This is a genomic window from Rhodococcus sp. BS-15, assembly GCF_000813105.1.
Classification (GTDB): domain Bacteria; phylum Actinomycetota; class Actinomycetes; order Mycobacteriales; family Mycobacteriaceae; genus Rhodococcoides.
Genome location: NZ_BAOX01000135.1, coordinates 1 through 12330 on the forward strand (window position 1 = coordinate 1; position 12330 = coordinate 12330).

Below are 12330 nucleotides of genomic sequence, written 5' to 3' on the forward strand. Positions count from 1 at the left end.
TCCCACCGTGCGACGCACCGCCCCGGACTGCCAGGGCACGACCGCATCGACGCCCGCTTCGGTGGCCAGCTCGACTGCCAGCTCCGACCGGTCCGCCTTCGGCAATGCCTGCACGAGCGTCACGACCGGGGTGGGTCGCGGCATCTCGCTGCGCGACTGCACGGTCAGTTCCAGCCGGTTCTTCTCCGCTGCGGCCACGACCGTGTCGGCCAAGCCGCCCGCTCCGTCACCGAGCAACACCCGCTCGCCGACGCGGATGCGTCGCACGGTCGCGGCGTGGTGCCCTTCCTTGCCGTCGAGCACGGCTAGCTCCCCGACGTTCGGCAGGGGCGAGAGGTAGAAGACCGTGGGGGCCATGGATCAGCGACCGCTGAAGGCTTCCCGCAACCGCGAGAACAGGCCGCCGCTGTGTGCCGAACCGGTGGTGACGACCTCGGCCGAGTCGCGGTCGCGCATCGACCTGAGCTGTTCGAGCAGGTGGGTCTGCTTGCTGTCGAGCTTGGTCGGCACGATGACCTCGAGGTGCGCGTGCAGATCGCCGCGAATACCGGACCGCAGCTTGGGCATACCGTGACCACGCAGTACCGTCGTCGAATTCGGTTGTGTGCCTTGCTCGATCGAGATCTCGGTGGGTCCGTCGATGATCGCGTCGATGTTGACCGAGGTGCCAAGAGCTGCGTCGACCATCGGGACGCGGACGGTGCAGTGCAGGTCGTCACCGTCGCGCACGAACACCTCGTGCTGCTGTTCGACGATCTCCACGTACAGGTCACCGGCGGGTCCGCCGCCTGGACCGACCTCGCCCTGTGAGGCCAGTCGGATCCGCATGCCGTTGCTTACGCCGACCGGCACCTTGACCGAGATGTCGCGACGCGACCGAACGCGACCGTCGCCGCCGCACTTGCGGCAGGGGTCGGGGATGGTCTCGCCTGCGCCGCGGCAGGTGGGGCACGGACGGCTGGTCATGACCTGGCCGAGGAACGAGCGCTGCACCGACTGCACTTCACCGGCACCGCCACAAGTTTCGCAGCGCACCGGCTTGGAATCACCGTTGGTGCCCGAGCCCGTGCACAGGTCGCACAGAATCGCCGTGTCGACGGTGATGTGCTTGGTCACGCCCGTGGCGCACTCGTCGAGGGTGAGCTTGGTACGCAGCAGCGAGTCCGCTCCCGGCTGCACGCGGCCCTTGGGCCCACGCTGCGATCCGCCCGCGCCGCCGCCGAAGAACGCTCGAACACATCTCCCAGGCCGCCGCCGAATCCGGCTCCACCGAATCCACCACCACCGCCGCCTCCGCCGCCCTGCTGCAGCGGGTCGCCGCCGAGGTCGACGATGCGACGCTTCTCCGGATCGGAGAGCACCTCGTACGCGGTGGAGATGTCCTTGAATCGAGCCTGCGCGGCCTCGTCCGGGTTGACGTCCGGGTGCAGTTCTCGCGCCAGCTTGCGGTAGGCGCGCTTGATCTCCTGGTCCGTAGCCTGCTGGCCGACGCCCAAAGTCCCGTAATAATCCCGTGCCACGTCGTCTCTTTCGTCCTAGAAGATGTATCTCGTTCGATGAAGCTGTGTTCCGGCCGCCCGTGCCCCCGCCGCCTGCGTTCGATCGGTTCTCGCTCGTCTCAGCGCTCGGCCAGGACCTCGCCGATGTACCTGGCAACCGCGGCGACCGACGCAATTGTTCCTGGGTAGTCCATTCGGGTCGGCCCGAGAACACCCATTCCTCCGAGGACCATGCCAGCCGACCCGTATCCGGTGGAAATCACCGATGTCCCGCGCATCTCCTCGACCTGGGTTTCCTCGCCGATCCGCACCGTGACGGTGCGGGTGTCCTGCGTCACGGCGAGGAGCTTGAGGACGACCACTTGCTCTTCCAGCGCCTCGAGTACCGCTCTGAGCGATCCGGGAAACCCAGCGTCGCCCGCGAAATCCGCGGCGTTGCGCGTCAGGTTCGCCGTCCCGCCGAGGACCAGGCGTTCCTCGGGGTGCTCGACGAGTGATTCCACCAGCACCGTTGCCGATCGAATCATCGCGTCGCGCAGCGCGGGCGGAGCGTTCTCGGCCAGTTCGGCCACCGCAGCCGACGCCGCCGCCAGCCGCTTGCCCTCCAGCGCACTACCGAGCAGACGCCGCAGCTGAGCCAGATTCTCGTCGTCGATCACGTCACCGAGTTCGACGATGCGCTGATCGACTCGCCCGGAGTCGGTGATGAGCACCAGCAGCAACCGGGCCGGGGTCAGCGCCACCACTTCCAGGTGGCGAACCGAGGACGCCGACAGCGTGGGGTACTGCACCACGGCTACCTGACGGGTGAGCTGAGCCAGCAACCGGACACCGCGTCGCAACACGTCGTCCAGGTCGACGCCGTTCTCGAGGAACTCCAGGATGGCGCGACGTTCGGCCGCCGACAGCGGCTTGACGTCGGCTATCCGGTCGACGAACTGCCGATAGCCCTTGTCGGTCGGCACCCGGCCGGAACTGGTGTGTGGCTGGGCGATGTAGCCCTCGGCCTCGAGCACGGCCATGTCGTTGCGCACCGTCGCACTGGACACTCCCAGGTTGTGGCGCTCGACCAGGGCACGTGAACCGACGGGTTCCTGGGTGGACACGTAGTCCGCCACGATCGCTCGTAGAACCTCGAACCGCCTGTCGTCGGTGCTCGACATCGGTGCCCACCTCCGTTCTCGTTTCCAATCGTCGCTCGAGTCTAGTAGCCGGCGAACGCATGCTCGTGCAAGGCCTTACTGTGGTCCGAGTGGAAACGTTCTTTCGATTCGGTTCAGCGGCTCGAGGCTCGCGATGATCTTCAAAGGTGTTCGTGACGGAAAGCCGTATCCCGAGCACGGTCTGTCCATCCGAGACTGGTCGAGAATTCCGCCACGCCAGCTCCGTCTGGACGAGATCGTCACCACCACCAAGGTGCTCGAGCTGGACAGGTTGCTGTCCGAGGACTCCACCTTCTACGGCGACCTGTTCCCCCACGCGGTGCAGTTCCGCGGCGTCATCTATCTAGAGGATGGCCTGCATCGGGCAGTGCGTGCGGCTCTGCGCAGTCGAACGGTGTTGCACGCCAGGGTGTTCGACTACGACGCTCTTGGCGCCTGACCCAGGTTCTTCAGGCGGCTGCGATGGTGCGCACCACCGCGTCGGCCAGCAATCGGCCCCGATCGGTGAGCACGAGTCGTTCCCCGCGCTGCACCATCAACCCGTCCGCGACGGTCTGCTCGGCAGCGGCGCGCTCGGCCGGCCCCAGCAGAGTTTTCGGCACTCCCGAGCGGAGCCGCACGGTCAACATCAGCTCCTCGAGGTGTCGGTCCTCGGCGCTGAGCAGTTCGCTGCCCAGCACCGGTAGGTGTCCTGCGGCGAGGCGATCGGCGTACGCGGCCGGGTGCTTGACGTTCCAGAACCGCGTGCCGCCGATGTGGCTGTGCGCACCGGGTCCCGCGCCCCACCAGTCGCCGCCGTCCCAGTAGCCGATGTTGTGGCGGCACTGCGCTGCGGCGTCGGTGGCCCAATTGGACACCTCGTACCAGGACAGGCCTGCGGCGTTCAACGCCGTGTCGATGCGCTCGTATCGGCTCGCCAGTACGTCGTCGTCGGGTGCGGGCAGCTCACCGCGCCGGACCTTACGGGCCATCGCGGTGCCGTCCTCGACGATCAGTGCGTACGCCGAGACGTGGTCGACGCCGGCGTCGAGCACGGCGGCAAGAGACTGATCCAGGTCACCGTCACGCTCGCCCGGGGTGCCGTAGATGAGATCGAGATTGACGTGGTCGAATCCTGCCGCACGTGCTTCCTTGGCCGCGGCGACCGCGCGACCCGGTGTGTGCGTGCGATCGAGCACGGCGAGCACATGTGGTGCGGCGGACTGCATTCCGAGCGAGATTCGAGTGAAGCCCGAATCGCGGAGCCGGTCGAAGAATTCCGGTGACGTCGATTCCGGGTTGGACTCCGTGGTCACCTCGCCGCCGTCGGTCAGGCCGAAACTGAACCGCACCGCAGCCAGGACGTCGGCCAGACCGTCGCCCCCCCAGCAATGACGGCGTGCCACCGCCGACGAAGACGGTGTCTGCCGTCGGAACGCGACCCGTGCCCGCCTGGATCAGCTCCGCGGCGGTGTCGAGTTCACGTCGCAGGCCCTCCAACCAGGACTGCGGCGACGCCGACGTGCCCAGTTCTCCCGCCGTGTAGGTGTTGAAGTCGCAGTACCCACACCGCGTGGCGCAGAACGGAACGTGCACGTAGATCCCGAACGCGCGGTCCCCCACCCCGTCGAATGCCTCGACCGGCAGCTCGAAGGTGGACGGGACGGGTACGACGGTATTCACGCCCTCCAGTCTCCCAGAGTCCGGGCCCACCCGATCCCACTCGTCCTGCCAGCCTATTTACCCCGAAATCGGGGTAAATAGCCGCCGCGGTCGTCCGTCGCCCCGATGACGTGGCACAATGGCTCCCGTGACCGACTCAGGAATTCGACTCGTGGCGCGCCGCCATGTCGATCTCGGCCGTGTCTGCAGCGCGTCGTGTCGACACACGACCGGCTGCTGACCAGCCCTCCTTCGAGCACGTCCATTCGATCCACCGGTTTCCCACTGTCGTCGAGAGCGCAATTGCCTGCGCTCCCGTCCTGGGAACCGGCCAGCACAAAGATGCAGGAGCAATGCATGTCGTCGACCAGCGACGCGACCACCGACACTGCCTCCGTCACACCACGGGAGCGCACGCCGCGGCCGACCAAGCGCCGGGCCGAGGGGCAGTGGGCACTGGGGTACCGGGAGCCACTGAACGCCAACGAGCAGTCCAAGAAGGACGACAACCCGCTCAACGTGCGAGCCCGCATCGAGAACATCTACTCCAAGCAGGGTTTCGACAGCATCGACAAGGGCGATCTTCGCGGCCGTTTCCGATGGTGGGGTCTGTACACCCAGCGCGAACAGGGCTACGACGGCACCTTCACCGGTGACGACAACATCGACCTGCTCGAAGCCAAGTACTTCATGATGCGCATCCGCTGCGACGCGGGAGCACTGAACCTGGAGCAGTTGCGCGTCCTCGCAGGCATTTCCCAGGACTTCGGCCGCGACACCGCCGACCTCTCCGATCGGGAGAACGTGCAGTTCCACTGGATCGAGGTGGAGAACGTCCCCGAGATCTGGCGTCGGATCGAAGCAGTCGGCCTGAAGACCACCGAAGCGTGCGGCGACTGCCCCCGCGTGGTGCTCGGGTCCCCGCTCGCGGGCGAGGCCGTCGACGAGATTCTCGATCCCACGTCCGCCATCGACGAGATCGTCGAGCGCTACATCGGCAAGCCCGAGTACTCCAATCTGCCGCGTAAGTTCAAGACGGCGATCTCGGGCCTGCAGGACGTGGTGCACGAGGTCAACGATTGCGCCTTCATCGGTGTGAACCATCCCGAACACGGCCCCGGCCTCGACCTCTGGGTCGGCGGCGGACTGTCCACCAACCCCATGCTGGCGCAGCGGGTCGGCGTCTGGATTCCTCTCGAAGAGGTGCCGGACGTGTGGGAAGGCGTCGTCTCGATCTTCCGTGACTACGGCTACCGTCGGCTTCGCACCAAGGCGCGCCTGAAGTTTCTCATCAAGGACTGGGGCATCGAGAAGTTCCGCCAGGTCCTCGAGGACGAGTACCTGCACCGCAAGCTCATCGACGGTCCGGCCCCCGAGAAGCCCGCTCGGCCCCGCGATCACGTCGGGATCCAGAAGCTCAAGAACGGGCTCAACGCCGTCGGCGTGGCACCCATCGCGGGCCGCGTCTCCGGCACCATCCTCGCTGCCGTCGCCGACGCCGCCGAGAAGGCCGGGTCGGATCGCGTGCGGTTCACGCCGTACCAGAAGCTGATCGTCCTCGATGTTCCGGACGAGACGCTCGAGCAGCTGATCTCCGACCTCGATGCGCTGGGCCTCCCTGCCCGGCCCTCGCACTGGCGCAAGAACCTGATGGCATGCAGCGGCATCGAGTTCTGCAAGCTCTCGTTCGCCGAAACCCGCAAGCGTTCACAGGTTCTAGTACCGGAGCTCGAAGAGCGCTTGTCCGACATCAACAGTCGGCTCGACGTTCCGATCACGATCAACATCAACGGCTGCCCCAACTCGTGCGCGCGGTCGCAGATCGCAGACATCGGCTTCAAGGGTCTGCTGGTCGACGACGGGGCCGGGAATCAGATCGAGGGTTTCCAGGTTCATCTCGGAGGCAGCCTCGGACTGGACAGTGCCTTCGGCCGAAAGTTGCGCCAGCACAAGGTCAACAGCTCCGAGCTGGGAGATTACATCGACAGAGTGGTGCGCAATTTCGACAAGCACCGCGAGGACGGCGAACGGTTCGCTCAATGGGCCGTGCGAGCAGACGAGGCGGATTTGCGATGAGTACCAGGCTGAATTTGACGGTAGAGGAATTGAAGGACATCGCCGAGCGCGGTGCCCGCGAACTCGACGAGGCGAGCCCACTGGAGCTGTTGCAGTGGACCGAGGACAACTTCGGTAACGACTTCATCGTTGCCTCCAACATGCAGGACGGGGTTCTCGTTCACCTCGCCGCGCAGGTTCACCCCGGTGTGGACGTGCTGTTCCTCGACACCGGCTACCACTTCGCCGAGACCATCGGAACGCGCGACGCCGTCGAGGCCGTCTACGGCGTGCACGTCGTCAACGCCCGCGCCGAGAAGACCGTTGCGGAACAGGATTCGATCGAGGGCAAGGACCTGTTCGCCCGCGAGCCCAACCGGTGCTGCGCGATGCGCAAGGTTGCACCCCTGAAGAAGGAACTGGCGAACTACAGCGCCTGGGTCACCGGTATCCGGCGAGTCGAAGCACCCACCCGTGCCAACGCCCCGCTCATTTCGTTCGACGACGCCTTCGGCCTGGTCAAGATCAACCCGATCGCACCGTGGTCGGACGAGCAGATGCAGGCCTACATCGACGAACATTCGATTCTGGTCAATCCCCTCGTCGACGAGGGATATCCGTCCATCGGGTGCGCACCGTGCACCGTCAAACCTGCCCCCGGAGCCGACCCGCGTAGCGTCGTTGGGCCGGCAAGGCCAAGACCGAATGTGGGTTGCACGCCTCATGACACTCGACCTCACCTCGGCCACCGTCGGTCGAACCCATCTCGACGCAGATCGGTTCGACACCCTCGACGCACTCGAATCCGAGGCCATCCACATCTTCCGCGAGGTGGCGGGCGAGTTCGAGCGCCCCGTCATCCTGTTCTCCGGCGGCAAGGACTCGACCGTCCTGCTGCACCTGGCGATCAAGGCGTTCTGGCCCGCTCCCCTGCCGTTCGCGCTGCTCCACGTCGACACCGGTCACAACCTGCAGGAGGTGCTGGACTTCCGCGATCACGTGGTCGCCAAGTACAACCTGCGCCTGCACGTGGCCAGCGTCGAGGAGTACCTCGCCGACGGACGCCTCACCGAGCGTCCCGACGGCATCCGCAACCCGCTGCAGACCGTGCCCCTCCTCGACGCGATCGCCGAGAATCGGTTCGACGCCGTCTTCGGCGGTGCCCGACGCGACGAGGAACGAGCCCGCGCCAAGGAGCGAATCTTCTCGCTCCGCAACGCCTTCGGCCAGTGGGAGCCCAAGAAGCAGCGACCCGAACTGTGGAACCTGTACAACGGCAAGCATTCCCCCGGCGAGCAGGTGCGGGTGTTCCCGCTCAGCAACTTCACCGAACTCGACATCTGGCGCTACATCGCCCGCGACGACGTGGAACTGGCGAGCATCTACTACGCCCACCAGCGCCCCGTCTACCAGCGCGACGGCATGTGGATGACCCCCGGAGTGTGGGGCGGACCGGCCGAGAACGAAGAGCTGCAGACCCGGTCGGTGCGGTACCGCACCGTCGGCGACGGATCCACCACCGGTGCCGTGCTGTCCGAGGCCGCCGACAACCAAGCAATCCTCGCCGAGGTCGCCGCGTCCCGGCTCACCGAACGCGGAGCCACTCGCGGCGACGACCGCGTCTCCGAGGCTGCAATGGAAGATCGCAAACGAGAAGGATACTTCTGATGAGCAGCACAGGAACTCAGCTCCTTCGCCTCGCCACCGCGGGTAGCGTCGACGACGGCAAGTCGACCCTCGTCGGACGGCTGTTGTACGACACCAAATCGGTTCTGGCAGACCAGATCGATGCCGTCACTCGGGCTTCGGTGGACAAGGGACTGGCCACACCGGACCTGTCCCTGCTGGTCGACGGCCTGCGCGCCGAGCGTGAACAGGGCATCACCATCGACGTCGCATACCGATACTTCGCGACGCCGCACCGCTCGTTCGTACTGGCCGATACCCCCGGCCACGTGCAGTACACCCGCAACACCGTCTCCGGCGCGTCGACGGCTCAGCTCGTGATTCTCCTGGTCGATGCCCGCAAGGGTGTCATCACTCAGACCCGCAGGCACGCAGCGGTTCTCGCTCTGCTCGGCGTTCCGCGCCTGGTACTCGCGGTCAACAAGATCGATCTGGTCGAGGACCCCGCAACGGTGTTCGCCGAGATCTCGGCCGAGTTCAACTCACTGACCTCCTCCCTCGGCTGGTCCAGCGAGGACGTCATCGAGATCCCGGTGTCCGCACTGCACGGCGACAACGTCGCGGTGAAGTCCGACAAGACCCCGTACTACGACGGTCCAACCCTCATCGAGCACCTCGAGTCGGTCCCGGTCGACGCCGAACCGCACCGGGTCGGTCTGCGATTCCCCGTGCAGTACGTGATCCGGCCGCGCACCGCGGAGTTCCCGGACTATCGCGGATATGCAGGCCAGGTCGCGGCGGGCTCCGTCGCGGCAGGGGCCGACGTGCGCGGTGGCTCTGCCGTGGTGCTGGGAGCTGCCCGCACGGTGGTCTCCGATGTCGGTTGCGGCTCACTACCAGTGTCACTGCTGCAGCCCGCGAGCAGGCCTACAGCTGCGATGCCCACCATCCATTTCCTCATGCGATCCCCTTCCGTTGAAATCGCCTCGGTCGACGCGATCTACTCGATGTGTGGCCGGCGGTTCCCAGACTGGGATGTCGAATCATTGTCAGCTTTCGCTCTCATCGGCGGGCCGGCACCGCTCGCCGGCCGCCTCGCGTTGCGTAGCCCCCGACGCCTCCCGTTCCGCAGCGAACGTACGCAGCAATTCGGCGATCTCCGGCTTCGTCCGCAACCTCTCGATCCGATCGTTTGCGTTCCTGAACGAGGTCACGGCGTCTCTCCGGCCGCAGTCGGCGTCGAGACGCCCCGTTCGGTGGCGGGGTGAAACCAAATCCCGCAGTGCGGGCAGTCGACGATGCCTCATCGTCGGGTTCACCAGTGAAGCGGGTCCCACAACCGAGAATGATCGGCTCGTCCGGGCGGAGGCCGGGCGGGGTACCGGTGGGGCATACGAAGTCCATGGCCATGTCGGCGACGGTACCGAACCTTACCGACATTGCCGGGGGATTCAGCGCGGATCACTGTCCCCTGTCAGTGGTTCCAGGACCATTTCCAGCCGGGGTCGTTGGCGGATTCCCATATCTCGACCACCCCGATCTCGGTGCTGATCCGAATCGTCTGTCCTGCTTCGGTTTTGTCTGGGCCGTCGATGCTTCCGAGCAGTTCGACGATCGTGTCGAGCTTGTCACCGATCGAACGGGCGGCATCGGAGCGTGCGCTCATAGGCTCTTCCGTCCTGTCGCATCGAGAGAATCGATGTACTCGGCGAGTGCGCGGACTGCGCGGCGGTCTGCACGTACGAGGGTGTCGTCTGCGTTGATGATCCGTGTGGTGTCGTAGTCCGCGGTCGCGTCGCCGATGTGTCGAGTGGCAGCCGAGGCTTCGGGTGGCCTCACCGCGACCACATGGAGGCGGTGGAAGCCTGGCAACAGTGGTGTTCCGTCGACTCGGTCGCGGGGCTCGGTCTCGACGTCGGTCACCAAGAAGTCGAATCCTGCCGCCGACCGGCCCGACGCGTCGACGTAACGCAGAAGGTCGCCCGCTCGAATGTCGGTGTAGTCCTCGACTGCCGTTCGCGGGTCCGGGTATGCAGATGGCTCTGGGTTCACGAAGCGTGCCTCCTGGAGTGTGTCGGATGAAAAACGCGGGAGCCGTGCTGAATGGCCATGCCGGGACCGCGACCTGATCCGGGAGTTCTCAGCGTTCGGAATCGAGAACTGCGAGTGCACGTGACCACAGGTGTTCGATGTCTGTCGCCGGCAGGGTGGGACTGCCGGCCGTCCCCCCGGTGTCGTGATACAGACCGTCGCTCTCGTCGAGCCAAACGATGGTCTCTCCTGTCTCGACCCGTTTACGTTCGAGGTGGACGATTCCGGACAGGGGTGTCTCGACCGTCGTCACGGTGTGGCCGTCGTGGTCGACGCTTCGGCGTTGCAGGCACTGCAAATCGTGCGCGCGGCGCGCGGCGGTTTCGATTGATGTGCAGTATCGATCGATCTCGTCGACGTCCACCCGCTCGTCCTGGGGCGGCGTCGGGTCGGTGCGACCGACGGGATCGAACGCGTCGGTCGGTGGCGTGCGGCGGTCTTCGGGGCGACTCACAATTGTTCCTCTCACGTCCGAACGATCGGCTTCCCTGTGCTATTATCACACACTATGAACGGCGTAGGTACGCAACGGGACCGGGAGAACCCTGGAACCATTGCAGCCGCGCGGGCAAAGCTGGGGTCGGGTTGGGTCTCGGTGCTGTCCGAGGCCGAGCGCAGACAGTTCCGGCGGTGCATGGTCTGCGAGTGGCATCCTCCGACGATGGGCCACCATCGAGACTGCGAATTCGGCCAGTGATGACTCACCTCAGCTCGAAGCGTTCATCGGTGTGGCAGTCACCGTCGAAGACGGCTCCGTCGTTGACGTTCACACGTATTCTGCCGGTGTCGTCGAATGTGTCGATCTGAACCACGAACGCCCCGTCGGCTCCTCGGAACACCGATAGCTCGGCCAGGGACCCGTCGGAATCTGATTGCTCTGAAACACAATATGTTTCGGCACCCGGCTGCCCGATGATCTGAATGTGCACGAACTCTCCTGTCTCTGTTGTCGATGTTCCAGCCGATGCGGACGGGTACTGGGGCGCGCCCGATGGCCTCTCCATGCTTGGCCAAGTGTCGTTGCGCGCGCGTGGCTATGTGGTGACGACGGCTATGCCCGATACGTAGGCGAGGTCGTTGATGGCGTCGACGATCGCGTTGCTGTGCGCGTCGTCGATGACGTTCTCGACGGTGTAGGTGACTGTGGCCATGATGGGTTCCTTCTCCATGGTTGCGGGGTTGCACCCGGCTTTGAAAATGCTTCTGGCCGTGTCGCCGTCGTGGTCGGACACGCCGATCTGCCTCCGGGCGGGTGCTTCAGCTGGTGAAGTCGGTCAGCAGGTACGGGGCGTTGTGCGTTCCGGGGTCGGTGACATTGATGGTCTCGGCGATGATCGGCCAGCCGATGCGCACCCACCACTGCGCGAAGGTCTCCCCGGCGGCGTAGGGGGCGGAGTAGCTCACCCCGAGGACGTCGTCTTCGTCGCCACCCAGGCTCGGTTCGGTGTCGACGGAGAAGTTTCGGTCGGAGATCCGCTCGCGAACCAGGTTCCCGAGGTGCTCGACGAGTCTCGCGTCTGCGGCGGCGGTCAACGATCCGTCCCGATCGACCAGTGTCGACCACAGTTTCGGTTCCCGCTCCTTGTGGAAGGCGAGCGGCTCGACGAATTCGATGTAGACGGTGCTCTCTGCGTTGTCGGCGATGACGACGGTGAATCGGGGATCGTCGATCCCGAGTTCGATCGAGCTCAGGTGCGATCCGGTCAGGGATGCGAGCGGTTGGCCGGTGAGGGTCGTCATGAGTCGTCCTGTCGTTGGTGGGGTCAGCAGAGAGGCTGTGGGCCGACGCGGTCGATGGTCTCGAGCGAATCGTTCCACTGGTAACGCATTTCGGATTCCGGCGCGTCCGTGGATCGGTAGCTTGCGATGACGGTGCGCGGGTCGGGTGAGTCGATGGCGGACACCGGTAGGGCGCAGGGAAGTCCCAACGCGACGAATTCTCCGTTGTGGAACATCAGAACGTGGGTGGGGGCCTCGACGCCGGTGGCACCGTCTGCGGCGGCGAGTGACCACGACAGGGCCGCACATCGGTCGTACGAGCCGCGGTCGCTGATCAGGTAGGTCTTGCCTTCGCGTTCGGAAACCTTCTGGGCGGCGTACGTCGGTTCGTCGTCGTCGTCGGTCGGGTCGGTGCGGCAGACTTCCGATGCTCGAGCAGTGCCCTCGATCGCGGACGCCCCGCACCCTGCGATCGAGACCGACCGACCAGGGCGAGCGCAGCGATGGCCGACGCTCTGAACGGGGAGCGGCGTGGG

General features: G+C 65.6%; 10 protein-coding genes and 5 pseudogenes. 5 read left to right on the forward strand and 10 right to left on the reverse strand.

Annotated elements, in window-relative coordinates; all coding sequences use genetic code 11:
- The 3 genes and pseudogenes from RHBS_RS15820 to hrcA all read right to left on the reverse strand — a co-directional run.
- Positions 1 to 357 (reverse strand): annotated as a pseudogene (locus RHBS_RS15820) (16S rRNA (uracil(1498)-N(3))-methyltransferase); the annotation flags it as partial.
- Between the two features lie 3 nt (positions 358 to 360).
- Positions 361 to 1520: pseudogene (gene dnaJ, locus RHBS_RS15825) on the reverse strand (molecular chaperone DnaJ).
- Between the two features lie 98 nt (positions 1521 to 1618).
- On the reverse strand, positions 1619 to 2662 hold the full coding sequence (gene hrcA, locus RHBS_RS15830; RefSeq protein WP_121869503.1) for a heat-inducible transcriptional repressor HrcA: 1044 nt from the start codon (positions 2660 to 2662) through the stop codon (positions 1619 to 1621).
- Between the two features lie 133 nt (positions 2663 to 2795).
- On the opposite strand from hrcA, the gene RHBS_RS15835 reads away from it, so the two are divergent.
- The gene (locus RHBS_RS15835; RefSeq protein ID WP_027497503.1) at positions 2796 to 3101 is read left to right on the forward strand and encodes a type II toxin-antitoxin system VapB family antitoxin; all 306 of its coding nucleotides are present in this window, start codon (positions 2796 to 2798) and stop codon (positions 3099 to 3101) included.
- 10 nt (positions 3102 to 3111) lie between these two features.
- Here the strand turns inward: RHBS_RS15835 and hemW are convergent.
- Positions 3112 to 4324: pseudogene (gene hemW, locus RHBS_RS15840) on the reverse strand (radical SAM family heme chaperone HemW).
- A 336-nt stretch (positions 4325 to 4660) separates the two neighbouring features.
- Here hemW and RHBS_RS15845 point away from each other — a divergent pair.
- From RHBS_RS15845 to RHBS_RS15860, 4 genes and pseudogenes are all read left to right on the forward strand, one after another.
- On the forward strand, positions 4661 to 6379 hold the full coding sequence (locus tag RHBS_RS15845; protein WP_121872331.1) for a nitrite/sulfite reductase: 1719 nt from the start codon (positions 4661 to 4663) through the stop codon (positions 6377 to 6379).
- Positions 6376 to 7085, forward strand: a pseudogene (locus RHBS_RS15850) (phosphoadenylyl-sulfate reductase). The gene RHBS_RS15845 and the pseudogene RHBS_RS15850 overlap by 4 nt, the downstream one beginning before the upstream one ends.
- The gene (gene cysD, locus RHBS_RS15855; RefSeq protein WP_121869501.1) at positions 7082 to 8026 is read left to right on the forward strand and encodes a sulfate adenylyltransferase subunit CysD; all 945 of its coding nucleotides are present in this window, start codon (positions 7082 to 7084) and stop codon (positions 8024 to 8026) included. The pseudogene RHBS_RS15850 and the gene cysD overlap by 4 nt, the downstream one beginning before the upstream one ends.
- Positions 8026 to 8797 (forward strand): annotated as a pseudogene (locus RHBS_RS15860) (GTP-binding protein); the annotation flags it as partial. The gene cysD and the pseudogene RHBS_RS15860, both read left to right, overlap by 1 nt.
- Positions 8798 to 9458: 661 nt before the next feature.
- Here RHBS_RS15860 and RHBS_RS15870 read toward each other — a convergent pair.
- From RHBS_RS15870 to RHBS_RS15895, 6 genes are all read right to left on the reverse strand, one after another.
- Positions 9459 to 9650 (reverse strand): hypothetical protein, encoded by a 192-nt coding sequence (locus RHBS_RS15870; protein WP_128645999.1) that lies wholly within the window; start codon positions 9648 to 9650, stop codon positions 9459 to 9461.
- Positions 9647 to 10036, reverse strand: coding sequence for a hypothetical protein (locus RHBS_RS15875; RefSeq protein ID WP_128646000.1), 390 nt, complete (start codon positions 10034 to 10036; stop codon positions 9647 to 9649). Before RHBS_RS15875 ends, RHBS_RS15870 begins: the two co-directional genes overlap by 4 nt.
- An 88-nt stretch (positions 10037 to 10124) precedes the next feature.
- Positions 10125 to 10529, reverse strand: coding sequence for a hypothetical protein (locus RHBS_RS15880; RefSeq protein ID WP_128646001.1), 405 nt, complete (start codon positions 10527 to 10529; stop codon positions 10125 to 10127).
- 247 nt (positions 10530 to 10776) lie between these two features.
- Positions 10777 to 11004, reverse strand: a complete 228-nt coding sequence (locus tag RHBS_RS15885; protein WP_128646002.1) for a hypothetical protein — start codon at positions 11002 to 11004, stop codon at positions 10777 to 10779.
- 328 nt (positions 11005 to 11332) lie between these two features.
- The gene (locus RHBS_RS15890) at positions 11333 to 11815 is read right to left on the reverse strand and encodes a hypothetical protein (RefSeq protein WP_128646003.1); all 483 of its coding nucleotides are present in this window, start codon (positions 11813 to 11815) and stop codon (positions 11333 to 11335) included.
- Between the two features lie 23 nt (positions 11816 to 11838).
- The coding region (locus tag RHBS_RS15895) for an LppP/LprE family lipoprotein (protein WP_187298510.1) at positions 11839 to 12330 on the reverse strand (492 nt) is incomplete at its 5' end.

Bases quoted from the DNA above. Each gene is read 5' to 3' on its own strand.
- RHBS_RS15890 (WP_128646003.1), bottom strand. From the start codon at position 11,815: ATGACGACCCTCACCGGCCAACCGCTCGCATCCCTGACCGGATCGCAC.
- cysD (WP_121869501.1), top strand. From the start codon at position 7,082: ATGACACTCGACCTCACCTCGGCCACCGTCGGTCGAACCCATCTCGAC.
- RHBS_RS15870 (WP_128645999.1), bottom strand. From the start codon at position 9,650: ATGAGCGCACGCTCCGATGCCGCCCGTTCGATCGGTGACAAGCTCGAC.
- hrcA (WP_121869503.1), bottom strand. From the start codon at position 2,662: ATGTCGAGCACCGACGACAGGCGGTTCGAGGTTCTACGAGCGATCGTG.
- RHBS_RS15845 (WP_121872331.1), top strand. From the start codon at position 4,661: ATGTCGTCGACCAGCGACGCGACCACCGACACTGCCTCCGTCACACCA.
- RHBS_RS15835 (WP_027497503.1), top strand. From the start codon at position 2,796: ATGATCTTCAAAGGTGTTCGTGACGGAAAGCCGTATCCCGAGCACGGT.